20 protein-coding genes are annotated in these 25,308 nt (G+C 57.1%); 8 read left to right on the plus strand and 12 right to left on the minus strand.

Features of this window, described 5'->3' with window-relative positions:
- Nucleotides 1-11: 11 nt before the first annotated feature.
- Nucleotides 12-4,022, minus strand: coding sequence for a hypothetical protein (locus ACH518_RS07070; RefSeq protein WP_445372393.1), 4,011 nt, complete (start codon nt 4,020-4,022; stop codon nt 12-14).
- 164 nt (nt 4,023-4,186) lie between these two features.
- On the opposite strand from ACH518_RS07070, the gene gltA reads away from it, so the two are divergent.
- The 3 genes from gltA (at nt 4,187) to yccX (ending at nt 8,063) form a co-directional block, all read left to right on the plus strand.
- The gene (gene gltA, locus ACH518_RS07075; protein ID WP_278209641.1) at nt 4,187-5,482 is read left to right on the plus strand and encodes a citrate synthase; all 1,296 of its coding nucleotides are present in this window, start codon (nt 4,187-4,189) and stop codon (nt 5,480-5,482) included.
- Nucleotides 5,483-5,598: 116 nt separating this feature from the next.
- The gene (gene rlmKL / locus ACH518_RS07080) at nt 5,599-7,794 is read left to right on the plus strand and encodes a bifunctional 23S rRNA (guanine(2069)-N(7))-methyltransferase RlmK/23S rRNA (guanine(2445)-N(2))-methyltransferase RlmL (RefSeq protein ID WP_445372394.1); all 2,196 of its coding nucleotides are present in this window, start codon (nt 5,599-5,601) and stop codon (nt 7,792-7,794) included.
- Nucleotides 7,791-8,063 carry an acylphosphatase gene (yccX, locus tag ACH518_RS07085; protein ID WP_445372395.1) on the plus strand — a complete coding sequence of 91 codons (273 nt, stop codon included), beginning with the start codon at nt 7,791-7,793 and terminating at the stop codon, nt 8,061-8,063. Before rlmKL ends, yccX begins: the two co-directional genes overlap by 4 nt.
- A gap of 29 nt (nt 8,064-8,092) precedes the next feature.
- Here yccX and ACH518_RS07090 read toward each other — a convergent pair whose 3' ends face one another.
- Nucleotides 8,093-8,362: a hypothetical protein gene (locus ACH518_RS07090; RefSeq protein ID WP_445372396.1), complete on the minus strand. Its 270-nt coding sequence runs from the start codon at nt 8,360-8,362 to the stop codon at nt 8,093-8,095.
- 218 nt (nt 8,363-8,580) lie between these two features.
- Between ACH518_RS07090 and hemC the strand changes: the two genes are divergently transcribed.
- From hemC to ACH518_RS07110, 4 genes are read left to right on the plus strand one after another with little or no spacing between them, the layout of a single operon-like run.
- On the plus strand, nt 8,581-9,507 hold the full coding sequence (gene hemC / locus ACH518_RS07095) for a hydroxymethylbilane synthase (protein ID WP_445372397.1): 927 nt from the start codon (nt 8,581-8,583) through the stop codon (nt 9,505-9,507).
- Nucleotides 9,507-10,286, plus strand: a complete 780-nt coding sequence (locus tag ACH518_RS07100; RefSeq protein ID WP_445372398.1) for a uroporphyrinogen-III synthase — start codon at nt 9,507-9,509, stop codon at nt 10,284-10,286. The genes hemC and ACH518_RS07100 overlap by 1 nt, the downstream gene beginning before the upstream one ends.
- Nucleotides 10,270-11,427 (plus strand): uroporphyrinogen-III C-methyltransferase, encoded by a 1,158-nt coding sequence (locus tag ACH518_RS07105; protein ID WP_140910529.1) that lies wholly within the window; start codon nt 10,270-10,272, stop codon nt 11,425-11,427. Before ACH518_RS07100 ends, ACH518_RS07105 begins: the two co-directional genes overlap by 17 nt.
- A gap of 14 nt (nt 11,428-11,441) precedes the next feature.
- On the plus strand, nt 11,442-12,674 hold the full coding sequence (locus tag ACH518_RS07110; RefSeq protein ID WP_140910528.1) for a heme biosynthesis HemY N-terminal domain-containing protein: 1,233 nt from the start codon (nt 11,442-11,444) through the stop codon (nt 12,672-12,674).
- Between the two features lie 64 nt (nt 12,675-12,738).
- On the opposite strand, the gene ACH518_RS07115 is transcribed toward ACH518_RS07110, so the two are convergent.
- The 10 genes from ACH518_RS07115 to hemB form a co-directional block, all read right to left on the minus strand.
- Entirely contained in the window at nt 12,739-13,719 is a 981-nt protein-coding gene (locus ACH518_RS07115) for a GGDEF domain-containing protein (protein WP_140910527.1), read from the minus strand.
- Between the two features lie 158 nt (nt 13,720-13,877).
- The gene (locus ACH518_RS07120) at nt 13,878-15,014 is read right to left on the minus strand and encodes a PP2C family protein-serine/threonine phosphatase (RefSeq protein WP_445372399.1); all 1,137 of its coding nucleotides are present in this window, start codon (nt 15,012-15,014) and stop codon (nt 13,878-13,880) included.
- Nucleotides 15,015-15,055: 41 nt separating this feature from the next.
- Nucleotides 15,056-16,519: a 4-hydroxy-3-polyprenylbenzoate decarboxylase gene (gene ubiD / locus ACH518_RS07125; RefSeq protein ID WP_445372400.1), complete on the minus strand. Its 1,464-nt coding sequence runs from the start codon at nt 16,517-16,519 to the stop codon at nt 15,056-15,058.
- Between the two features lie 91 nt (nt 16,520-16,610).
- Nucleotides 16,611-17,090 carry a hypothetical protein gene (locus ACH518_RS07130; RefSeq protein ID WP_445372401.1) on the minus strand — a complete coding sequence of 160 codons (480 nt, stop codon included), beginning with the start codon at nt 17,088-17,090 and terminating at the stop codon, nt 16,611-16,613.
- Nucleotides 17,091-17,103: 13 nt separating this feature from the next.
- Nucleotides 17,104-17,391 (minus strand): hypothetical protein, encoded by a 288-nt coding sequence (locus ACH518_RS07135; protein WP_445372402.1) that lies wholly within the window; start codon nt 17,389-17,391, stop codon nt 17,104-17,106.
- Between the two features lie 63 nt (nt 17,392-17,454).
- Nucleotides 17,455-19,497 (minus strand): oligopeptidase A, encoded by a 2,043-nt coding sequence (prlC, locus tag ACH518_RS07140; RefSeq protein ID WP_445372403.1) that lies wholly within the window; start codon nt 19,495-19,497, stop codon nt 17,455-17,457.
- A gap of 416 nt (nt 19,498-19,913) precedes the next feature.
- The gene (locus tag ACH518_RS07145) at nt 19,914-21,092 is read right to left on the minus strand and encodes an HDOD domain-containing protein (protein ID WP_445372404.1); all 1,179 of its coding nucleotides are present in this window, start codon (nt 21,090-21,092) and stop codon (nt 19,914-19,916) included.
- 115 nt (nt 21,093-21,207) lie between these two features.
- Complete coding sequence (locus ACH518_RS07150) at nt 21,208-22,488, minus strand: HDOD domain-containing protein (protein ID WP_445372405.1); 1,281 nt, start codon at nt 22,486-22,488, stop codon at nt 21,208-21,210.
- 78 nt (nt 22,489-22,566) lie between these two features.
- Nucleotides 22,567-23,445, minus strand: coding sequence for a shikimate dehydrogenase (gene aroE / locus ACH518_RS07155; RefSeq protein WP_445372406.1), 879 nt, complete (start codon nt 23,443-23,445; stop codon nt 22,567-22,569).
- A gap of 8 nt (nt 23,446-23,453) precedes the next feature.
- Nucleotides 23,454-24,470, minus strand: coding sequence for a porphobilinogen synthase (gene hemB, locus ACH518_RS07160; protein ID WP_445372976.1), 1,017 nt, complete (start codon nt 24,468-24,470; stop codon nt 23,454-23,456).
- A 137-nt stretch (nt 24,471-24,607) separates the two neighbouring features.
- On the opposite strand from hemB, the gene ACH518_RS07165 reads away from it, so the two are divergent.
- Nucleotides 24,608-25,255, plus strand: a complete 648-nt coding sequence (locus ACH518_RS07165; protein ID WP_278209617.1) for an MlaC/ttg2D family ABC transporter substrate-binding protein — start codon at nt 24,608-24,610, stop codon at nt 25,253-25,255.
- Nucleotides 25,256-25,308 lie beyond the last annotated feature (53 nt).

Below are 25,308 nucleotides of genomic sequence, written 5' to 3' on the forward strand. Positions count from 1 at the left end.
TGCCATGCCGGTCAGGTTTTGGCTGATTTGCGCCAAATCTCCCCCGCCGCAAAACAGGCCCAGCCCCAACGTAACCAGTTCAACATAGCCGCCGCCAGCCACAGCGCCCAAGCCAGCATCAGGCCGCGGTACGCTGCCAGCGGCAGGCTGAGTACCGTGGCGCTGGGCAACTGCGGGTCGTTGCGGTCCTGGTACCAATTCAGTTGGTAAGCCGTCGAATGGTTGCCGGCGATTTGCATCTCCGGGCTACCGAGCAGGCCTTGTTCCACCGCCCAGGCCAATACCAGCAAAGCCAATACGCTGCCGCTTGCCAGACCGATTTGTAACAGGTTGAAGCGGTATACTCCGGCAGGCGGCTGCCTGGCGCGCCATTGCAACGCAAACAGCCAGCCGGTGATGAAAATGCCGGCGGCAACGTGCAATTGGCTCAGGCCGGTCAGCAGTAAAAACCATTCCCAGTGCTTCAGCGGCGTGGCTCCTGTTTTGCTCAGACCGAAGTCGATCAGAGCCAGTACCAACAACAAGCCCCAGATTAAAGCAGCCGGGCCGAATGAGGGGCCTGCGGTCCACAGCAGCCAGCGGTTTTGCGGCATGATCAACTGAATGCGGCTATTGACGCTGGCGCTGCCGAGATTGGCACTGGGCGTGGAGGTCGTGAAACCGAGTGGCAGCGGGGTCTGCCACTTTAACACCGCTTGCTGGTGACCGGGCCGCAACGGCAGGCTGACACTGGTGCCTTGCTGGCGTATCGGCTGGCTGACGCCGTCGATCGCCACTTCTTGCAGTTGGGCGGTGTCCGGCAAAATGATCGTGTGTCGGCCGCCTTTCGAACTGCGGATAGCCAGCGTGAGTTCCGCAGTCTGATTACGTGCGCCGGGCTGAACTAACAATTCGCTGTTGTCTATCGTCAGCGTGGCCCCGGCGACCGCCGCCGGGCGTTCTACTTTCAACGATACGCGCTCGCCGGGCCAGGGATGCCACTCCGGCAGCCAGGGGCCTTGCGGATTTTCCCGGTAAATCGGAGCCGGGCCGTCGCTATGCAGGCGCCAAACCGGGCTTACCTCGACCTGCCAGACTTCGTGCCATTGGCCGCCGGCATCGGCCAGCAAGTCGATTTGGTCCGATTTTTCCAGGACCGACTCCCATTCTGCGCTGCCTTCGCTGGCGGCAATATTCACCAATACCTTGCCGTCCTTGACTCGGACTAGCGGTGTGGTTACCGCCTCGCCTTTTAGCAACGGTAGTTCGAACATGATCGGATTGCCGGATTCGGCCAGTGATTCGACTCGGGTGTTGATGCGCCAATCCAGGCCCAGGTGCAGAGTGCGGCTGACGCGGACGAACGCCGGCAGCGCCGTTTGCGGCAGGACTTTACCGGCCGGTGTTTCGGTTTGCAGCCGGCTGAATTCCAGTTGCGGACCGACTTTGCCGTCTTCGTAGCCGCCGTCGATACGCCAGCCGTCGGCGGCGAGGCTGACATGTTGCGGGATCAGCGGCAACGGCAGTGTGAACTTGACCGGTTCCCGGTAGCGGCCTTGCATCGACACACTGTGTACGCCGCGCGGCAACGCCAGCCAGACGTCGCCGGAGGCATTGCGGAACAGGGCCTGCCCCGGTGTGCCGTCGACCTCAACCGTTTCCGGCAGCCATTGGTCGGCCTGTGCCGGCAACGGCACCGCCAGCGCTTGCTGGGCGTGGATTTGCAATTGCAGGTGCAGCAGGTCCGGTTTGGCTTGCACTTGCATTTCCGCGATCTGAGCACAGTCGGGCAAGCAAGCGGGAGCTTGCAACAGCCGGGTTTTCAGCTCGGCCAGCAATTGCGGATCGGGCAAATCCGCATATGCCGGTCGGCTCGGCATAGCCAGCAGCGGCGCCAGCACCACACAGGCAGCAGTGGGCGCCATCCGGCGCCAGCAGCCACCGAGCGTGACGTCGGTCAGCCTTAGAAGCAGCGCCAGGGTTATCCCGGCCTGCAAAAAATGCAGCAACATCATGGCCCAGGGCGGCAGGTACCACAGCTGCACTTGCTGTTGGCTATCCACCCCGCCGTTCCAGGCCAGATGGACGCTACGCCAATGCCAGTTCGGCAGACCGGGGCCGGTTTGCAGATTGGCGTCGGGATCGGTCCGCTCCAGGTCGGCGGAGCTGCTGACTCCGCCGCCAGCTTGGGATTTCGTCGAGTAACTGCGTTTCAATACTCTTGCCTCGGGCAGCGCGGCAGCCAGTTCTGCCGGCGCCGCATCGCTTTGCAACGCTTCAGGTGCGGCGGGCGCGCTGGTGTAGGCGGCGCTCGGCTCGATCTGTTCCGGCTGCTCCAGTTGCGGATAAATGCCGATCCGGATTTGGTCCACTACGAATGGAACCGCCAACGCAACCAGCGTCAGCCAACACAAATTGCGGCAAGCGGCCAACCAGTGCCGGGCTTTGCCTTCTGGTAATACCCGCAGCAAGCCCAGCGTTGCCAGAGTCAGCAGCCAAATCAGGCGCGGTGCATCGGGTTCGTGCCAGATCAGACTCAAGCCGAGCAGGGCCGTGCCGCCCCATGGCCAAGACCACAGGCGTCCGGCCGCCAGGCCGCCGATCAACACCAGAAACAAATCCAGCAAGGTCCAGCGGTTCAGCCAGGTGTCCGGGGCGTTGTCGACCCCGGTCACCGCCAGTAAGCGCCAGCCGGGCGGTGTTTTCAGTTCAGCCCGGACCTGCTGAAAGCGTTGCTGCCAGCCGCTGGCGGACAAACTCGAGATATCGGTCTCGATCCGGCTGTCGGCATTCAGTTGCAGATTGCCGCTACGAATTTCCACGCCTTGGCTATGGTCGGGCAATTGAGTGACCAGCTGGTTTTGACCGTTCAGTTGTACTTGGCCGAGATGTAACTCCGGCTCCGCGTTCAGCCGCCAGTCGCGGCGCATGCTGCCGCTAATCCGGTCGTTGACCGTGTAACCGGTGCCGGCAAAATCCAGCCACAGGGTGCGGGTCAGGGCTAGCTGGTTGGGTTCGGGTTCGGGATCGCCGCGGCGGATTACATTGAATACCATGCTATCGCCTTGGTGCAAACGGTAGGTCGGCAAATGCCGCCAGTCCTCAGGCAGGTTGGTCTGGCTGCCGTCGATCGCCGCAGGTTGGGCGATTTCGGTCAACCGCAGGGAGGGTAAGGCTTGAAACGTCCATAATTCTTCCTGCGGCCAGCCGGCATCGTCGATTGCCAGCTCCAGTTGCGTCAAATACTGCGGATGGCGGCTGTGGATATCGATGATCCAGTGACCGGGGCGGACTTGGGCGAATAAGCGGCCGTTTCCGTCCAGCCGGGCCGGCAATGGGCTGTTGACATTGATCGGAATAAAGCCCGGTAACAAGGCATGGCCAAATTCAAGCTCGCGCGCGGCGCCGGAGACTTCCAGGTCCAGCCGGGTGATGATTTGCAGCGGGGATTCGTCGATAACTTGGCGAAAAACGTGCAGTTCCAGGCGGTTCTCCCGATTGCCGGCGTCGGCTGCGGCCCGCTCCGCCAGCCAGACCGCGCCCTGTTCGATCCGCGGATAATCCACCGGCCGGCTGTCGATACTAAGCCGAAGTAAGCCGGAGGCCTCCGGGATGGCCAGTTGTTCCGGAAGCTGGTCCCAAACAAATTGGCCGCTGATCCGGTAATGTCCTGCCGGTAATTCCAGGGCCGGCCTGCCATCCTTGATCCCAACCGGAACGGCTTGTTGGTCTACCGTCACGGCTTGCGGCCAGTGGCGTTCGTCGCCGGGTAGCGGGATCCAACTTTTGCGGTAAAGTGTCCACTCGGACTCGAAATTGCCGCGGTTGGGTTGCAGGTTTAGCACGAATCGACCGGGCCAGGCGCATTGCTTGTTTTGGAGGTCGTTGAACCAGAACGGGCAGCCGTGTTGCGGTTGGTCGTGCAGCACCCAGCCGATCCAGGGTTTTAAGGGTTCCGGGGTATCCTGAAGTTCCCAAGCGTTAGCCGGCTGCCGCATGCCTTGCCAGGCCAAAAGAATAACCAACCAAATCCAGCGCTCCATCTTGTCCTCCCCGGAATCAACCCGGTTTCAGTGAATTGGAAAACCCCTGCTATAGAGGTCTTTTTGTAAACAATCCCGATCTTAAGCTGTGTTTATTCGCTAATTGCAATAGAATAAGTCGCGTACCCCGTTTAAAACGCTCGTTATTACCGGAGAAATTTGACATGACTGATCAAAAAGTGACGTTAAAACACGATGGCCAGGAACAGGCCGTCGAATTGCCGGTTACTGCTGGCACCATGGGGCCGTCGGTCATCGACATTCGCTCGCTGTACGCGCAAACCGGTTGTTTCACTTACGACCCCGGTTTTACTTCCACTGCCAGTTGTACCTCGAAAATCACCTTTATCGACGGCGACGCCGGTGTGTTGCTGTACCGCGGCTATCCTATCGAACAATTGGCCGAGAAATGCGACTTTCTGGAAGTCTGTTACCTGTTATTGAACGGCGATCTGCCCAACGGCGCGGAAATGAAGGGCTTCGTCACGACCATCAGCCAGCATGTCATGGTCCACGAGCAGTTGATCAAATTTTATAGCGGATTCCGCCGCGATGCCCACCCGATGGCGGTATTGGTCGGCGTCGTCGGTGCGCTGTCGGCGTTCTACCACGACGTGATGGATATTACCTGCAAAGAAGATCGTTACATGTCCGCGATTCGGCTGATCGCAAAAATGCCGACCATGGTAGCGATGTGCTACAAATACAGCATCGGCATGCCGTTCATTTATCCGAAGCGCAAACTGGGCTACGCCGAAAACTTCATGCGCATGATGCACGGCGATCCGGGCGAGGATTATCTGGCCAATCCGGTATTGATGCGGGCGCTGGACCGGATTCTGATCTTGCACGCTGATCACGAGCAAAATGCTTCGACCTCGACGGTACGTCTGGCCGGTTCCAGCGGCGCCAATCCTTACGCCTGCGTCGCCGCCGGTATCGCCTGTCTGTGGGGTGCAGCGCATGGCGGTGCCAACGAAGCGGTATTGAATATGCTGGAAGAAATCGGCGACGTGTCGCGAATCGGCGAATATGTGGCCAAGGCCAAGGATAAAAACGATCCGTTCCGGTTGATGGGTTTCGGTCACCGGGTCTACAAAAACTACGATCCGCGCGCCAAGCTGATGCGGCAAACCTGCCATGAAGTGCTGGATGAGCTGAATCTGAACGACGACCGTTTGTTCAAGCTGGCGATGGAATTGGAGCGGATCGCGCTGGAAGATCCGTATTTCGTCGAGAAAAAACTGTACCCGAACGTGGATTTCTATTCCGGTATCGTGTTGCGGGCTCTGGGGATTCCGACCGAAATGTTCACCGCGATTTTCGCGTTGGCGCGCTCGGTGGGCTGGATCGCGCAATGGGACGAAATGATCTCCGATCCGGAACTGAAAATCGGCCGGCCGCGCCAGTTGTACAAAGGCGTGACCACCCGCGACGTCAAACCGATCTCGGCCCGTTAAAGCGTTCGGCTGCTCGGCGATCCGCGTGAAGCGGATCGTCCGCTCGGCCAAAAACTGCCGCCGCGGCGGCGGCAGTTTTAGTATCCTAGCCGACCCACTTGTTCCGGTCGCCCATCATGACGCAATACCCTCTTTACGCTACTGCGCCCAAGGCGCTGGAAGGCATCCTCGCCAATGAAATCCGCAGCCTCGGCGGCCAAAACGTCAAGGAAAAGCTGGCCGGGGTGGCCTTCGACGGCGATTTGGCGCTGGCCTACCGGGTGTGTTTGTGGTCCAGGGTCGCCAACCGGATCTTTCTGCCATTGAGCAGTTTCGAGGTCAAATCCCAGCAGGACTTGTACGACGGCGTCAAACGCATCAACTGGTTCGAGCATATGAAGCCGGACGACAGTCTGGCGGTGTCGTTCAGCAGCAAGAACAGTCCTGCCATCAACAACACCCATTTCGGCGCGCAAAAGGTCAAAGACGCCATCGTCGACCAGATGCGCGCCAAATTCAACAAACGGCCCAGTGTCGAGACCGAGCGGCCCTCGCTGCGGGTCAATGTTTATCTGCACAACGACTTGGCCCAGCTCAGCCTGGATTTGTCCGGCGAGAGTTTGCACAAGCGCGGTTTTCGCGACGTCAGCATTGCCGCGCCGATCAAGGAAAACCTGGCAGCGGCGATTTTGCTGCGCGCCGGCTGGCCGAAGATTGCCGAACAAGGCGGCACGTTGCTGGATCCGATGTGCGGTTCCGGGACGATGCTGCTGGAAGGCGCCTTGATTGCCGCCGACATCGCGCCGGGTTTGCAGCGCGATTATTTTGGTTTTCTGGGCTGGAAGAAACACGATGCCGAGTTGTGGCAAGGCTTGCTCGACGAAGCACGGCAACGCCGCGAGGCCGGGCTGGCAAAACTGCCTACCATCGTCGGTTTCGACCAGGACCGGCGTACCGTCGCCACTGCGGTTCAGCACGTCGAAAACGCCGGCTTGTCCGGCAAGATTCATATCGAAAAACGCGACATCGGCGATGCGGCCGCGGCGGAAAGCTGGCTCAAAGGTTTGATCGCCTGTAATCCGCCCTACGGCGAACGCTTGGGCGACGAAGCGGAAACCGCCGCGTTGTATCGCCGCTTCGGCGAGGTGTTGAAACAGCGCTTCACCGGCTGGCAGGCGGCGATGATCATCAGCGACCCGGAGCTGGGCTTTAGGCTGGGCATCCGCTCGCAGAAGCCGATCACGTTGTTCAACGGGGCGCTGGAATGCAAGTTGTTGCGTTTTAACATCGAGGAAAAAGCTTTCTTCGAGCCCAAGGCCAAATCGCAACAGGAGCGCGCCGAATCCATCTGGCGCCGCGCCCAAGCCGAACAGGTCGATCCGCAAGCGGACATGTTCGGCAACCGTTTGCGCAAGAATCTGAAAAAGCTGGCGAAATGGGCCAAGCAGAATAACGTGCATTGCTATCGCTTGTACGATGCCGATTTGCCGGAATACGCGGTCGCGGTGGATGTTTATCAGGGCGAGAATACCTGGGTCAACGTTCAGGAATACGAATCGCCGAAAACCATCGATCCAGCCAAGGCCAACCAGCGTCTGGCCGGCGCAATGGCGGAAATACCCAAGGTGCTGGAAATCCCGGCCAACCAGGTGTTTTTGAAAATCCGCCGCAAGCAAAAAGCCAGCGACCAATACGAAAAGCAAGGCGATTCCGGCCGCTTCCAGGTCGTTGAGGAAGGCGGTTGCAAGTTCTGGGTCAACTTCGAGGATTATCTGGATACCGGCCTGTTTCTGGATCACCGGCCGATGCGTTTGCGCATTCAACAGGAAGCCAAGGGCAAACGCTTTTTGAATCTGTTCGCCTACACCGGCAGCGCCACGGTGCATGCGGCGGTTGGTGGTGCGGTGGCGTCGGTCACGGTCGATATGTCCAACACCTATCTGGACTGGGCCAAGCGTAATTTCGAATTGAACGGCATTCGCGGCGACCATAAACTGGTGCGGGCGGATTGCCCAAAATGGCTGGCCGAGCAAGCGGCGTTAAAAAGTCGGCCGCAATTTGACCTGATTTTTCTCGATCCGCCGACCTTTTCCAACTCCAAGAAAATGGACGAGGTCTTCGATATCCAAAGCGATCATGTCGCGTTGCTGAAAAACGCCGCGGCCTTACTGGCGCCCAGCGGGGTTTTGTATTTCTCGACCAACTTCCGCCGTTTCAAATTGGACCGCGAGGCTTTGGCCGGTCTGCACTTCGAAGATATAACTGCGGCCACGATCCCGGACGATTTCGCTCGCGACCAAAAAATTCATTATTGCTGGAGGATCAGCCGATGACGGATTGTGTGCATATCATCGTTAAAGGCCGGGTGCAGGGCGTCTATTTTCGGGCCTATACCCAGAAGCAGGCGGTAAAGCTCAATCTATCCGGCTTCGTCCGCAACTTGGCTGACGGTTCCGTGGAAATTGTCGCCAGGGGTGATCCGGAAGGAATGCAAAAGCTAGTGGCCTGGTGCCATCGAGGGCCGCTGTTGGCCAAAGTCGGAGAGGTGACGGTGATGCAGCATCACAGCGATGAACATTTTGTGGGTTTCGAAATTCGTTGAGCTTGGTGACGGTATCGGTCGGCTGTTTTTCAAAAGCCATGGCTCAATATCAATGCGAGCGATGCCAACAGAAAAATCGCCGCCAGCGCGGCCTGACGAATGTTAGGCGGGTCGGCACTGAGGCCGGTCGCCAAGGCGGCGAACGACAACAAAGCCATCGGATACGCCAACAGGTCTGAAACGCCGAATGCCTCGCGGCCAGCGTCAGCCTCCGCCGCGGCGTAGTAGGTAAAGCAGCCGATGCTGGGTATTGCGGCAATCAGGCCGACGATTGCTAGCAGGCGTATCGCTCTCTCCATTGGAAACTCCTCTTTATTAGCCAAGGTTAACCGGAATTGCAGTGAATCGGGAATTGCTTGCTGCGATACGCTGCCAGCTGTGCCAAAAGCACGATGCTGGACGGTTTTGGTGCAGGATAACTTCTAACCCCGTTTCCCGGAGAATCGGATTACAATAGCCGCCATTTATTCTCAACTCAGGGTGCGGGTGGTTCCCGCCCGAATCGGCAGGAGCTATTTTGGCTGACAGAATCATTCGAATCGCCACCCGGCAAAGTCCGCTGGCTTTGTGGCAGGCCGAGCACGTCGCCGAGCGCTTGCGTCAGGCTTTTCCGGGCTTGCAGACCGAACTGGTGAAGATGGTGACCCGCGGCGACAAAATCCTGGATGCGCCGTTGGCGAAAGTGGGCGGCAAGGGTTTGTTCGTCAAGGAACTGGAACAGGGCATGCTGGAAGGGGCGGCCGATATTGCCGTGCACTCGATGAAAGACGTGCCGGTCGAATTTCCGGATGGCTTGCATCTGGCGGTGATCCTGGAACGCGAAGATCCGACCGACGCCTTCGTCTCCAACCGTTACCGGGCTTTGGCCGAGCTGCCGGCGGATGCCCGAATCGGCACCTCCAGTTTGCGTCGTCAATGCCAAATTAAGGAAAAATTCCCGAATGCCGAAATTTTGAGCCTGCGTGGTAACGTCAATACCCGTCTGGCCAAACTCGATGCCGGCGAATACGACGCGATTATTCTGGCCTCGGCCGGACTGAAACGGCTGAATTTGGCGGAACGCATCACCGCCCGCTTGCTGCCGGAGGAGTCCTTGCCGGCCATGGGCCAAGGCGCGATCGGCATCGAATGCCGGATCGACGATGCCGAGATTCATCAGTACCTAAAGGTATTGCACGACGAAGAGACCAGCATCCGTGTCGGCGCGGAACGGGCTATGAACGCCAGGCTAAATGGCGGTTGCCAGGTGCCGATCGCCGGTTTTGCCGAAGTCAAAGGCCAGCGCTTGTTCATGCGTGGTTTAGTCGGTAGTCCCGACGGTTCCGTTTTGTACCGTGCCGAGGCTGAGAGCAGTTTGGCGCAGGCTGAGGCATTGGGCCGGGCGGTAGCGGACGATTTATTGGCGCAAGGGGCCGATCAGATACTCCGCGAGCTTTACCAGTGATGCCCGGTTTGAACGGCGCGCGCGTTTTAGTAACCCGGCCTGCCGGTCAAGCCGAGCATTTGTGCGAATTAATCGAAAGCCGTGGCGGCATTCCGGTGCGGTTTCCGACCTTGCTGATCGTTGCGCATCAGCCTGAGGCACAAGCTCTGGCTGATGCCGCAGCCAGCGATTGGCTGATTTTTACCAGTAGTAACGCTGTGGATTTTGCTATACCGGCGTTCGGTGGCAAAATGCCGGGTTGGCGTGGAGCCAGACTGGCGGCTGTCGGCGCCGCAACCGCGGAAGCGTTGCGGCAGGCTGGCTGCGAGGTGGCGTGTGTGCCGGCCAGGGAATTCAGTAGCGACGGTTTGCTAGCCGAGCCGGCACTGCAGCAGGTTGCAGGCTTGCGCTGCACTATTGTGCGCGGCTGCGGCGGCCGGGAAAAATTGGCGGACGGACTACGTGGCCGCGGTGCCGAAGTGATGTATTTGGAAGTCTACAGCCGGAGCCGGCCGGAGGCCGATGCCGCTGGATTGCGGGCCGATCTGCAAGGAAACCGGCTGGCAGCGGTGACGGTGACCAGCGTTGAGGCGCTGCAAAATTTGTTGGCAATGCTGGACGGCGAGTCGGTTGAACGATTGCGGCAAATCGGATTAGTGGTGGTGAGCGAGCGTATCGGCAAAACTGCGCTACAGCTAGGATTTAAACGGGTGGCAGTCAGCTCGCAAGCGACGGATGCGGCGATATTAGAGACCTTGACGACGTTATTGAACGGGGAAAACAGTGGCGGAAGTAATTGAAGAAAAACAAGAAGCTCCAGCTCAGGTGGTAGTGGTTAAGAAGTCGCACGCCGGTCTTTGGATAGGCATACTTTCCATCGCCCTGGTTGTGGCGGTGGCGGCGGCGGGTTTTTATTATTTGCAGCAATTACGAGCCAGCCAAGACACCGAGAATAGTCAGGACAATCAGAAAATCATCGAACTGGACCGGGAGTTGAACGGCTTGCGCGATCAGTTGGCCGGGGTGCAATCCCAGATCGCCAACGTCAATGCCGAAATGACCGGCAAGGACAACCATTTCAACCAAACCTTGGCCGAGTTCTCCCAGTTGCACGAAGAGCGTTTGACGACAGCCCGCAAGGAATTGGAGAACTCTATATTGGTGGTGCAGCGCCAATTGGGTAAAACACGCGGCGATTGGCTGCTGGCGGATGCCGAATACTTGTTGACAGTCGCGAATCAGCGGTTGCAGCTGGTCGGCGACGTCAATACCACGCGTCAGGCGCTGGAAGCGGCCGACCAACGGCTGCGCGAAAGTGGAGATGCGGCGGTATTCAAGGTCAGAGAGCAAATTGCCAAAGAACTGTCGTTGTTGAACAGTGCCATCGTGCCGGATATCGTCGGCCTTTACGCGCAAATCCAACAATTGCAGGATTCGGTAGAAAGCTTGGCGGTGTTTCTGCCGCACGCCGGCAAAGCCTTGGAAAAACCGGAAGCGGCCAATCAGGATTTGTCCGAACACGGTCATGAAATCCTGCAACAGGTTGCCAAGCAATTGGAGGGCTATGTGGTATTGCGCCATACCGACCAGCCGGTCAATGCCGTGCTGACCCCGGAAGAAGCTCACTTTATCAAACAGCAATTGAAAGTTCGGTTGGAAATGATCCAGATTGCCTTGGTGCAACAGAATGATGCCTTGTTTTCCAGCAGCGTTGCCGACGCCAAACAATGGCTGAAGAAGAATTTTGCCGAAAACCAACAGACCGATAACTTTGCCGTTGAGCTGGATAAACTGGCCGGGGTTCAGATTCGTAGCCAGTACCCGGACGTCAGCGGCTCGCTGAAGCTACTGAAGGACATTAGCAAGCTGCGGATCGAGACCGATAAGGCCGTGTTCAACAATCCGCCGGCGCCGGCCGAAGCCGCAACGGCCGGCCAGTAATCAGCGGTGGCGCCATGAAGAATCTTGTTTATTTCCTCGGCTCGCTGCTTTGTGCGGTTGTTGCGGCGTATTGGCTGCACAGCTGGTTGGCCGAGTATAACGATCCCGGCTATGTCTTGATCGGTTTCGGCCATTGGTCGTTGGAAACCTCGCTGACGGTATTTGCCGTGGCGTCGGTGATCGGTTTTTTTGCGTTGTATAACTTCTTCCGGTTACTGGGCGTATTGCTCAGACTGCCGGGGCAGCTATCCAAACGCCGGCGCAACATCAAATTCAACCGTTCCCAGGAAGCGTTAATCGCCGGTCTGTTCGATGCCGCTGACGGCAACTGGGAGCGGGCCGAGAAAATTCTGGTCAAGCACGCCGCGAATAGCGGCGCGCCGCTGCTGCACTATTTGACCGCAGCGAGGGCGGCGCAATCGCGGGGGGCGCTGGACAAACGCGACGAGTATTTGCAAAAAGCCGCGGCGCAATCGTCCGATACCAGCATCACGGTTGGCTTGACTCAAGCGGAGTTGCACCTTTCCGAACAACAATTTGAGCAGGCGTTGGAGACTTTGGGCAAATTGCATTCAATCAACCCCGGCCATGCCAGGGTGTTGAAAATGATGCATCAGGCTTACCAGCACCTGGGCGATTGGGAAGGCCTGAGCAAGCTGTTGCCCTCCTTGCAGCAACATAAAGTGCTGATGGAAGCCGACGTCAAGTTGCTGGAAACCGAGACCTTCAGCCGGTTGTTGAAACAAGCGGCCGAGCAGAACGACGCCCAAGCCGTTCAAGCTTGTTGGGAGACCGTGCCGGACCATATCAAAATCTTGCCGGGTATTGCCAATATTTACTTTGCGGCAATGATCGGTGCCGGCGCTGGCGAAAGCGTCGAGCCGGCGATGCTGAAACAGTTGGGCCGGCGCTGGGATGATACCTTGCTGGTGTTGTTGGCTAACGTCGAAACCTCCGACTCCGCCAAGCAATTGCAGTCGATAGAACAATGGTTGGCAGTGCATCCGGCCAATGCCGTGTTGCTGCGCGTGCTCGGCAAACTGGCTTTGAAAGTGCAACAAATGGAAAAAGCCGAACAGTACTTGTTGAAAAGCCTGAATATTGAACCGTCGGTCGCTGCTTACCAATTACTCGGCGAAGTGCAGTTCAGCCGCGGCGAAAAAGACCTGGCGTGCGAGAGTTTCAAGCGCGGTTTGGTATTGGCTTCCGATGAGGTGGTCGGCAATATCGAAGCCGTTACCGGCTAGGCTTTGCCGAATGGCCGAGATCGGGATTCGTTTGCCGGCTTAACAAAGCTCCGGTTGGCCGGTGTTAACCGGCAGCGGAGTTCGGGTTTGGGTGGGTTACCAGCCTGTTTCGGCCCCCGGCTTTGGCCTGGTAAAGCGCTTTGTCCGCCCTGTCCAGCAAGTGGGCCGGCTCAGTTTGGTGGTCGATATGGGTTAGGCCGATGCTGACAGTGACTTGGCCGGCAACCGGAAATTGCTGACGCTCGATTGCGGTGCGGAACCGCTCGAAGGTCGACACGGCGTCGGCCTGATTGACCAGATTCAATATCACGACAAATTCCTCGCCGCCGAAACGGAACAAAAAATCGTTGTAGCGGAAATGTCTTTCCATTGCCTGGCTGAACATCAGCAATACTTCGTCGCCGTATAAATGGCCGTGAGTGTCGTTTATCCGTTTGAAATGATCGATATCCAGCATGGCAATCCAGGAGCTCTTCTCCAAGTAGCAATCCTTGATCGGATGCGAGCGGAAATAATCGCAGACCTGTAACATGCGGGCGTCGAACGACTGGCGGTTAGGCAATTTGGTCAATGGGTCGCGTTCCTTGCGGTCGTGTAGCGCCACCAGATTCCGGTAAATCGAGATTAGATCGGTAAGCAGTGCCAAGGCCGGTGGATCGAACGTTCCCTTCAGTAGTAAGGCCCGGTCGGGTCCGCCCAGCTCGCGTACCGGAGCGACGATTTGGGTGAACAGCCCAGCTGCATTGGGTTTGCTAGGCGTCAGATCGGCACTGCTGTTAAATTCCTTAAGCAGGTCGATGTCCTCTTCCTGCGGCTGCTCGGCAAAATCCAACGGAAAGCGCCGCACCAGTTGCTCGCTGGTACACCGGGCTTCGCCGGTTTTTAGGTTGCGTTCGCCGTAGACTTCGTAGGCAGCTGCCTGGTCGATCCAGGGCAAATCTTCCAATAAATGCAGGAAGCGGTAAGTCAGGCCTTGGTAGTCGGGTTGTTCGCTCAACGCGATCGCCCAATGCGAAATTTGCCGGTAGTCGGGATGTAGGTTCAATTGCGCGAGCCTTTGGTCGGCAGAGTTATAAGTACCCGCATATTCTGCTTGAATCGCAGGTGGTTTCGAAAGACATTTTTTAATAACGTTCGATGCGTGTGGCGTGTTGGGGCGCTGGCGAGGCCCCGGCGGAGATTCGGCCGCTCCAGGGTGGAACGTTATACGCAGCGTATTGCCATGCAGGAGATGTCGTCGTGGGCTTCGCGAATTGCCAAATGGCGTTCCAGCGCCGCTTTGACGGCATCGATGCGTTGGCCGGCCGGAGTGGCCGCCAAGGTCTCGAGCAAGCCGCCTTGACCGAAACATGCGTGGTCTGGATCTTGGGCGTCGGTCAGGCCGTCGGAATAGACAAATAACTCGCAAGCCGATTCCCATTGCCAAAGTTCGCAGCGGTCATCGAATTCCTCGTCGGCCAGGATGCCGGCAAAGGTATGGCGAGATTTAAAGGAATGCATCGCGGTGCCGGCAGAGTCGAGGACCAATGCGCTAGGCAAGCCGCCATTCCACAATTCTATCGATTTCCGCGTGCTGTCTATCATGCCGATAGCCAGCGCCACAAAGCGATCCGGCGGTATCTGCGTGAACAATAAGCGGTTTATTTCCCTGACGATAACGGGAATTGCCAAGCCTTTTCGGGTCATGGCCTGAAATGCCTGATTGACTATGACGGTCGGAATCGCCGCCGCCAAGCCGTGGCCGGTTGAATCGGCCAGCATGAAATATATTTGCTGTTGGCTGACGCGGCGGGCACAAATCAAATCGCCGCTGAAGCGGTTGGCCGGTTTCAACCAAAATTGCAGATAGTCGTCTTTCAGATCGTTTTGCCTGATCAAGCGGGCAAAAATGCTTTGCAGGAACAATTGCTCGGTTTCGTTCCGGTCGTGGTACATCTTCAATTGCGCCGTGTCGGCGGCAATGACGCGTTGCATATCCAAAAAACGCTGCACCGAGTTGAGCTTGGCTTGCAGGATGGCTTGATTGAACGGTTTCGGTAAATAGTCGTCGGCCCCCGCTTCCAGACCGGCGACGACGTCTTCGGTTTCGGTCAATGCGCTGATGACGAAAATCGGCGTCCATTTGCTGCTATTCAGTGCGCGGATGGCTTTGATTGCCTGGATGCCGTCGAGTGTCGGCATTATGATGTCCATCAGTATCAGATCGGGATCGGTGGCGGCGAACTGGTCGACGGCTTCCTGACCGTTTGCCGCCAAGATAACCCGATGCTGCATCCGGGTCAGCAATTTCTCCAGCAGTATTCTGTTTTCCGGCAGGTCGTCGGCGACCAATATTTTCATTACGGCGACTACAGTTAATTACGGAAAGTCTGCAGTCTACATTAACTGAACAGCGAATCCCACATTGCGTCGACTTTTTTTATGACCTCCGGCCGCATCACAATCGGCCGCCCCCATTCGCGTGCGGTTTCGCCGGGCCATTTGTTGGTAGCGTCGAAGCCGACTTTGGAGCCCAGGCCGGATACCGGCGAGGCGAAATCCAGGTAATCGATCGGCGTATTCTCCAAAATCGTCAAATCCCGGGCCGGGTCCATGCGAGTGGTGATGGCCCAGATCACGTCCTGCCAGTTGCGCACGTCCACGTCGTCGTCGACCACGATGACGAATTTGGTGTACATGAACTGGCGCAAGTAGGACCAAGTACCGAGCATGACCCGCTTGGCGTGGCCGGCATATTGTTTCTTCATGCTGATGACCGCCATCCGGTAGGAACAGCCTTCCGGCGGCAGGTAGAAATCGACGATTTCCGGAAACTGCTTCTGCAGAATCGGCACGAACACTTCGTTCAAGGCCACACCCAAAATCGCCGGCTCGTCGGGTGGCCGGCCGGTGTAAGTGCTGTGGTAAATCGGCACCTGGCGCTGGGTGATGCGTTCGATGGTGAACACCGGAAACTCGTCAACTTCATTGTAATAGCCGGTATGGTCGCCGTAGGGGCCTTCCGGCGCGGTTTCGTTTGGGTAGATAAAGCCTTCGAGGACGATTTCGGCGCTGGCCGGTACTTGCAGATCGTTGCTCAGGCATTTGGTCACTTCGGTCTTGCTGCCGCGCAGCAGGCCGGCGAAGGCGTATTCCGACAAAGGGTCGGGTACCGGGGTGACTGCCGCCAGTATCGTCGCCGGATCGGCGCCGAGTGCCACCGCGACCGGAAACGGCTCGCCGGGGCGTTGTTGTTGCCATTCCCGAAAATCCAGTGCGCCGCCGCGATGGGCCAGCCAGCGCATGATGACTTTGTTTTTGCCGATGACTTGCTGGCGGTAGATGCCGAGGTTTTGCCGTTCTTTGTTCGGCCCGCGCGTGATCACCAGCGGCCAGGTAATCAGGGGGGCGGCGTCTTCCGGCCAACAGGTCTGAATCGGGTAATCGGCCAGATCGATTTCGTCGCCGATTCTGATCACTTCCTGACAGGGCGGATTATTGACGACTTTCGGCGCCATGTTCAGCACTTGTTTGAACACCGGCAGCTTTTCCAGTGCGTCCTTCACGCCTTTGGGCGGTTCCGGTTCCTTCAGGTAAGCCAATACTTCGCCGATCGCCCGTAACTCGGAGATATCCTTGGCGCCCATTCCCATCGCCACCCGCTTGGTCGTGCCGAACAGATTGCCGAGTACGGCAATATTCGAGCCTTTCGGGTTTTCGAATAACAATGCCGGGCCGCCTTGTTTCAGCACCCGGTCGCAAATGACGGTCATTTCCAGAACCGGATTGATTTCGTGTTTGATGCGCTTCAGTTCGCCCTGTTTTTCCAGTTGCTGAATGAAATCGCGTAGGTCTTTATATTTCATACCAAAGTAGATGATTGGATGTCCGAGGGAAAGGTTGGACCGCTGGTATCGCATTCGCCCGCAAAGTGTAACGGAATCCGCAATGCCGGGTTTAGTTCGTAGGCTCGCCGGTCCAATTGTTCAAGCGGGTACCGAAAACGTAATCGAACCAGGGCCAAGTTACGCACCAATTGCCGTTACCTGCCTGCAGATGGTGCTGGTAGTGCCAGGGTAAGTGCCGCTTTGCCCAATCGGGATCGAGATGGGCGCGGCGGTGTTTGTAGTAATACAGCGCCAGCGAAGCATAGAGTGCTAGCAGGAAGAACGGCAGGTCGAGCGCCAAAGGCAGGTGCAGCGTTACGATAAGCGCCAATATTGCCAATTCTTTGGTCTGCGCGTTCCAGGTCCAGCGTAAGCTGCGATAGCCTGGATCGCGCATACCTTGTTCCGCGCAAATCCTGTGGTGCTGGTGCCAGTGGTAAGCCCAAATGCTGCCGGGATTCTTACCCAGGCCATGCAGCAGGTACTTATGCATTAGCCATTCGCCGAGATTCGCGTAGAGCAGGGCGGCCAGTATTTGCAATGCTGCCATCCGGATTCGACCGTCAAATCACCGGCACGATCAGGACGAACAGAAAAGCGATGACGGTCCACAACACGATTTTGGTCCGCAACGGCGTTTTGCGCCATAACGCGGCCAATTCTTGTTTCATCGCCTGTTTGCGGTCGGTTGCGGCGCGGATGCGTTTGATTGCTCCGGCCAGGGTGTCGCGTTCCAGGCGCTGCTGTTCCTCGAACAGCAACTCGTCCAGCTGCGAATAAAACACGTCGCAGTTCGGGCATTTGAATTCCTCGCCGATTCGGGCCTGACCGCACTGAGGGCAATTTTTCATGGTTGCTCCTGAGAGTAAAAAATCCGGCCGTTTGGCAACTCGGCCAAACAGCCGCTGGGGCCGTTATGCGGCAATGCCGTTGTGGCGCAATAACGCATCGATATTCGGTTCGCGGCCGCGGAAGTTTTTGAACAAGGTCATCGCGTCGGCGCTGCCGCCCTGCTCAAGGATATTGTGCAAGAATGCCTCGCCGGTCGCCTGGTCGAAGATGCCGTTTTCTTCGAACAGCGAGAAGGCATCGGCCGACAGCACTTCCGCCCATTTGTAACTGTAATAGCCCGCCGCGTAGCCGCCGGCGAAGATATGGGAAAAGCTGTGGGCGAAGCGGTTGAACTCGGGCGGCTTGACCACCGCGACCTGCTCGCGCACTTGCTGTAAAGTCGGATAGATCCGGCCGCCCTTGGCTGGATCGAAATGTTGGTGGATTTTGAAGTCGAACAAGCTGAATTCGAGTTGCCGCACCATCATCATCCCGGCCTGGAAATTTTTGGCGGCCAGCATTTTGGCATATAGCGTGTCCGGTAACGGTGCGTCGGTTTGGTAGTGGCCGGAAATCAAGCCCAGCGCTTCTCGATCCCAACACCAGTTTTCCAGGAATTGACTGGGCAACTCAACTGCATCCCATTCCACGCCGTTGATGCCGGAAACGCCCAGGTAATCGATCTGAGTCAGCATGTGGTGTAAGCCGTGGCCGAATTCGTGGAACAGGGTTTCCACTTCGTCGTGGGTCAGCAGGGCGGGATCGTTGCCGGTCGGCGGCGTGAAGTTGCAAGTCAGGTACGCTACCGGGGTTTGCAAATGGCCGTCCGTGGATTTCTTGCGGCAGACGCAGTCGTCCATCCAGGCGCCGCCGCGCTTTTTGGCACGGGCATATAAATCGAGGAAGAAGCGGCCGCGCAGTTGGCCGTTGCGGTCGAGAATTTGGTAAAAGCGGACGTCGGGATGCCAGGTGTCGAAGTCTTTGAGCTCGGAAATTTGGAGGCCGAACAGTCGCTCTACAATCGCAAACAGGCCCGGCACCACTTTGCTGTCGGGGAAATAAGCTTTTACTTCTTCTTGCGACAACTGATAGTAATGTTGGCGCATTTTTTCCGAGTAATAACCGATATCCCAGGCTTGCAAATCTTGCAGGCCGTGTTGTTGCGCGGCGTATTCTTTCAGTTCCGCCAGATCGCGGCGGGCTTGGCGCCAGGATTTGTCCGCCAGATCTTCCAGAAATTGAACGACATCCTCGGTGGACTTGGCCATTTTGGTGGCGAGCGAATACTCGGCGTAATTGTCGAAGCCCAGCAATTGGGCTTTTTCGTGGCGTAAGGCCAGGATCTGCTCCATGATTTCCGAGTTGTCCCAGCGTCCGGCGTGCGGACCTTGGTCCGAGGCACGGGTACAGAAGGCTTCGTAATGTTCGCGGCGTAAATCGCGGTTATCGGCGTAGGTCATGATCGCCAGATAGGACGGGAATTGCAGGTTGATCAGCCAGCCGTCCTTGCCCTCGGCTTCGGCCGCCTGCTTGGCTTGCGCCAACGCGGATTCCGGTAGCCCGGCCAGATCGTCGACATGGGTGATTTGTTTGTGCCAGGCGTTGGTAGCATCCAGCAGATTTTCCTCGAACTGGCTGGCGAGTTTGGACAATTGCTGGCTGATTTCCTTGAAGCGGGCTTGTTTGTCCGCCGGCAGATCGACGCCTGAAAGATGAAAGTCGCGTAATGCATTGTCGATAATCTTTTGTTGGGCGCGATCCAGCGCAGCGAATTCGGTGCTGTCGCGGACGGCTTTATAGGCCTGTTGCAGCGCCTTGTTCTGGCCGACTTCGGTCGAATATGCGCTCAATTTGCCCAGGCAGGCGTTGTAAGCGTCGCGCATGGCTTCGCTGTTGACTACCGAATTCATGTGGCTGACCGGCGACCAGGCTTTATTCAGCCGGTCTTCGGCAGTTTCGATAGGGTCGATCAGGTTGTGCCAAGAGTAGGCCTCGCCGCCTGCGAGTTGTTTTTCGATCGTGGCTCTAGCCTCGGCCAGTAATTGGTCGATGGCCGGTTCGACGTGTTCGGGCAGTATTTTGGAAAATTGGGGCAATTCGGTTTGTACGAGTAACGGGTTGGTCATGTCGGTGCCAATTTAGATGAAAAAATGAAAAACGATGTCAGCACGGCAGCAGCGTCGCTCGACCCTCGGTGTGGGTGTCGTGCGATATCGCCGACGCAAAATCCTGATGCAATTTGCTTAGGTTGAGCCTGCTAGCGTCGGGATTTGCGTCGAACTCCGGGGAGCCTTTGCACTGGGCTTGCGCCGTAAGCCGGGATCAGTGACGCCGGTTGTGTTGGTTCCGTTCGGCTGCGGCACAAGCAGTTTTCCGCACGATGCGGATATTGCCACTATATTCCGGAAATTCGAACGATTTGTACAGGAGCAAACGGCTGGGTAGCGCCGTAAGCTGGAAAGTGTCTGGCTTGCCAAGTAAGGATGCGAGGGCTTGAGGCAGCCCGCGTCCGGGGCGCTTAGCGTTGTTGCACGGGCTGGTATCAGGTCCGGAAGAAATTCAGCGCCTCCGCTATTTGCTGTTTGGCATCTTGCAGCGCTTTCAAGGACATGTCGGGCGTCAGTGTATTGTCGCCCAGTTTTTGGAAGGCCGGTAAAGTGTTCAGTGGCGGCAAGTTCTGGCTTAGCGGGCCGCCGAGCCGGCTGTGGAATTTTGCCAGCAAGACGATATCGTTGACTTGCAGCGACTTGGCGTCGTCGAAATACCAGTTATCGGTGCTTAATGGAATCTGTTGCAGGCTGTCCGGAAAGTGCCATTTCTTAAGGATAAAAGCACCAACCACACCCTGCAAATGATCGATAGCGGCTCGCAGTTCGGTTTCGTTGTATTCGGCCGGGTCCAGCGTTTCAGTCAGGGTTACGATCGGGAGGGCGCCGATGTTATGAGTCAAGCCGGCCAGCAAGGCTTCGTCGGCATTGATTTTGCCGCTGAGCCCGGCCAGGGTGTAACTGAGGCTGGCAACCTGGATGCTTTGTTTCCACAACGACTGAACCAGTTGGTTCAACTGTTTGTTCCGGCTTTTGAATAACTGATGCAAGCTGATGCTGGTGACCAGATTTTGCGTGGTCTTGAAGCCGAGCCGGTTGACGGCGTCGTGGCTGCTGGTGATCGGCCGGTTGCTGCGATAGATTGGGCTGTTGGCGACCTGGATCAGTTTCGAGGAAATCACCGGATCCAAATTCAGGATTTTGACCGCATCGCCGATGCTGATGTCTTTTTGCAACGCGCTACGCAGCCTCAGTGCCACGTCGGGCAGGCTGGGGACGTGCAGGTTGTCGGCCTTGAAAGCTTGGCAGAAGCGTTGGAACAACACCGTATTGCGCAAGGCTTGCGGGACTTGTTCCAGATTCAGGGCGGTCTGGTCGGCCAGTTTGCTGCTGCGTTGCAAGGCCGACAGCGGCAGGTAGACGGCTTGCAACGCAGATTTGGCGATGGCGTTGAAGTTCTGTTCGCCGGAGGTCGCCAGCGGATAGCAAGCTTTGAAGGTGCCGGCTTCCACCATGTATCCAGCACCGTTGGCGGCTTCCATAAATACTTGGCCGCTGTAAAGGTATGCCACTTCCTCCGTCTGCTCGCCGCGGTTGAACAGCAAGTCCCCTGGATTGAAATTACGCAATCTGATGGGCAAGGTTTTCAGCTCCGTGACCGGTAATTCGCCCACCGGGATCAGCTGCTGCAAAAACTGGAGCGGTAATTGCGCTGTCGTTGCTTCGCGAGTTTTTTCCGCTCGCTGGCTCGGTTCGGCGGTTTTTTTAAATAGCTTTAAGAACATGCGGTCAGGTCGAGAAAATACTCAGGGCTTCGTGAATTTTGGCTTTGGCGTCGTGTAGGATCGCCAGTGTGTTTTCCGGAGACAACGAGAAATTTTTCAGTTTGCTGGCGGCCGGAATGGCAGTGATCGCCGGCAACTCGGAAGACGCGGTTTTGCCTATCTGCGCATGCAGGCGCGACAACACCACGATATCGGTCAGCGTCAGTTTTTCATGGCTGTTTTGGTACCAATTGCTGCTGGACAGGGCAACGTCGAGGAATTCTTCCGCAAAATCCCATTCTTTTAAGACCACGGCGCCGACCGGCCCCTTGATGACCGGGATGGCTTGTTCGATCTCGCTTTCGTTGTGGTATTCGTTAGGCAGGTTGGCGACGAAGTTCAGGAACGGGATCACGCCGATGTCGCAAACCAAGCCCGCCAACAGCGCGTTCTCCGGATTTTGTTCGCGGGTATGGCTGGCCAGCACATGGCAAAGGCCCGACAAATACAGGCTTTGTTTCCATAAGTTTTCCAAATGGCTTTTGATCAGTGGCGATTTGCTTTTGAAAATTTGCCGCATGCTCAATGCGGTGACCAAATTGCGGGTGGCGTTCAAGCCGATGCGGACCACGGCCTCTTTGCAGTTTTTGGCGCGCACCGTCGTCAAGTACAGTGGGCAGTTGGCAACTTCGATCAATTTGGCGGAGATCGCGGGATCGAGTTGGATGATCTTGACCGCTTCGTCGATATTGACATCTTTTTGGATGGCCTTGCGCAGATTGATGGCGACTTCCGGCAGGGACGGTATTTCGATTTCGTGGTCGGAATTCTGGAAGTGTTCGGCGAACAACGCCAGCAGGCGGTTGTCATGCAACTCTTCGGGTATTTCCAGTTTGCCGTGGTCCTGCCGACTGGGCGTCAACATGATTTTCAACGATACCCGCAGGATGTCGACGTCGGTTTTGGCGGTCGCGGTGGCGGTGTGCTTGGTGCCGCTACAGATTGGAAACTTGGCTTGGGCGCTGCCGGCCACGATTTCGTAACTCTTGCCGTTGTGGTCGGCCAGCGTGACGGTGCCCTGCAACAGGTAAATCGCGCAGGTGGCCTGTTCGTTAACGTTATACAGGATACTACCCGCGCTGAGGCTTTCCACGTGGTTGTCGGTGGAAAAGGTTTGCAGGATTTCGTCGCTGAGATTCCGGATCGGAAATAGCTGTTTCAACGTCTCCGGTGTAATGGGTTGTCCGGCGTGTTGCTTGTGCAGCTTGGCCTGGGCTTTTTCGAAAAAAGATCTGATTCCACTCATGCTGTTCCAATAACCGTATAGAAGTCGTTTTGCGGGTGATTGTCGCCGTTTGTCGGCGTGTTTGTCATTTGTCCGGGTTCAGTTGGTCTCTCGGCGTTCTTGGTCGAGCAAGCCGATCACCGGTGCGGTGGCAGGGCGGACTCCTCGCCAAATATAGAACGCCTCGGCGGCTTGTTCCACCAACATGCCTAAACCGTCGACACTTTTTGCCGCGCCATTGGCCAAGCCCCAGCGCACGAAGGCGGTCGGCCGGTTGGCGTAAGCCAAGTCGTAGCAGGTGCCATTTTCGGCGAGCAGTCCGGCGGGAAGCGGCGGGAGTTCGTCGCTGAGGCTGGCCGCGGTGGCGTTGATGATCAGATCGAAACAGCGGCCGGCCAGGGCGTCGTAACCGCAGGCGTCCACCGCGCCGAGAGAATTGAAGTCGTCGGCGATGGTATGAGCTTTGGCAGGTGTCCGATTGGCGATCACCAGGCTGGCCGGCTTTTGCTTCAGCAACGGGGCGACAATGCCGCGGCAGGCGCCGCCTGCACCGAGGATCAGAATGGCGGTTCCCGGCAGATTGAGCTGGAGGTTCGCGGTCAGGTCGTTCAACAGGCCGGTGCCGTCGGTATTCTCGCCCAAAATGCTGCCGTCGGCGGTCAACGCCAGGGTGTTTACCGCCTTGGCCGCTTCGGCGGCCTCGCTGAGCCGGTCTGCATAACGCCACGCCAGTTCTTTCAATGGCACCGTGCAGTTCAGGCCTTTGCCGCCGGCGCTAAAAAAAGCATCTGCCGCGGCTGTAAAGTTGTCCGCGGGGACGTCCTGTGCCGAGTACGCCAGATTTTGCCCGGTTTGCTCGGCAAACAGTTTGTGTATTCTGGGCGATTTACTGTGGTTGATCGGATGGCCGAATACCGCGTATCGATCGGATAGGCTCGAGTCGGGGATGTTGGCGAAGCTGTTGCGGTTATCGTTCATGCCGGAGATCATCCTCGGATGAGCCACTGGGCGGCGGCTTTGGCGTAATAGGTCAGGATGGCGTCGCAGCCGGCGCGTTTGAAGGCCAGCAGCGATTCCAGCACGACTTGCCGTTCGTCCAGCCAGCCGTTGCCGCTGGCAGCCTTCAGCATGGCGTATTCGCCGCTGACCTGATAGGCGAAGGTCGGTACGCCAAAGTGGTCTTTGGCGCGGCGGATGATGTCCAGATAAGGCATGCCGGGTTTGACCATGATCATGTCGGCGCCTTCCTGCAGATCCAGCGCGATTTCGCGCAGGGCTTCGTCCGAATTGGCCGGGTCCATCTGGTAGCTGTATTTGTTGCCGCCGGCCAAGTTACCGGCCGAGCCGACCGCATCACGGAACGGACCGTAAAAACTGGAGGCGTATTTGGCCGAATAAGCCAGAATCCGGGTGTTGGTAAAACCGTGGTTCTCCAAAGTATTACGAATCGCACCGATCCGGCCGTCCATCATGTCCGATGGCGCGACAATGTCGGCGCCGGCTTCGGCGTGGGACAAGGCCTGCTTGCATAGCACGGCCACGGTTTCGTCGTTGACTACGTAGCCTTGTTCATTCAGCAGGCCGTCTTGGCCGTGCGATGTGAACGGGTCCAAGGCGATATCGGTGATTACGCCGAGTTCCGGCAGCTCAGCTTTCAGCGCTCTTACGCAGCGTTGCGCTAAGCCGTCCGGGTTGAATGCTTCCTCTGCCGCCAAGGACTTCTGGGCCGGATCAATCACCGGAAACAAGGCTATCGCGGGTATGCCCAGCTCCAACAAGGTTTCCGCTTCCTTGAGTAATAAGTCTATCGACAACCGGTTGACACCGGGCATTGAGGCGACGGATTGCTGCTGGTTTTGGCCTTCGATGACAAACAGCGGGCAAATCAAGTCGTCACAGCTTAGGCGGTTCTCCTGCATCAGCCGGCGGGAAAAAGTCTGAAAGCGCATGCGCCGCATCCGGGTGGCTGGGAAAAAGTCTTTAGGGTGTGGCATCTGATCCATAGTAATATAATAGGGCATTGGTCGATCCAAGGAGGGTGGACCGAAGTCTTTCGCTTGACCGGCTCAGGCCTTTATTCTAGCAGTGTATCGAATCGGGGCACTCTAATTTAGCCGGCAATTCCTTTTGAGATGATTTTATGAGTATCCGAACTTATATGCGTTTTATGTCTGTGTTGGTTTTTAGCGTATTTGCAGTCTTGTCTACGATCGCGCCGGTAGCGGCCGCCGACCTAAGCGAACCGCAAATGGCGATTGAAGACGCTTCCAATAAGCTCAAGCAACGTCTGCAGGACCCGAATTTTCCGCACGATTTCCAAAAAATCAATGCCTTCGTTCAAGAGGTGATTTATCCGCATGTGGATTTCGATCTGATTTCGTCGCTGGTGCTGGGTAAGCTGTGGAAGGACGCTTCCCCCTCTGAGAAGGAAAGTTTCAAAAAGGAATTTCAAACTTTGTTGATCAGAACTTATTCCAGAGCGTTTTTCGAGTTTAAAGATTGGTCGATCCGGTTTTTGCCGGTGACGCCGGAAGAGGACGAGCGCAAAGTCTTGATCAAAACCGAAGTATTGCAGCCGGGGCTGCAGCCCATTGCGGTCAATTACCGGATGTTGAACGTTAAAGGCCAGTGGAAAGCTTACGATATCATGATCGAAGGCGTCAGTTTAGTGACCAACTATCGGACCAGTTTCAAAAACGAAGTCGAGCGTACCGGTTCGTTGCAGGAAGTGATCAATCAGTTGGCGAAACGCAATACTGAAGCGCTAAACGCCAAAAACAACTCCTAAGTGTTCTCCTCGGATTCCGGCCGCGCCTGCAGGTGGGGCCGGAATCCAGCTTC

It is taken from the genome of Methylomonas sp. HW2-6 (assembly GCF_052474525.1).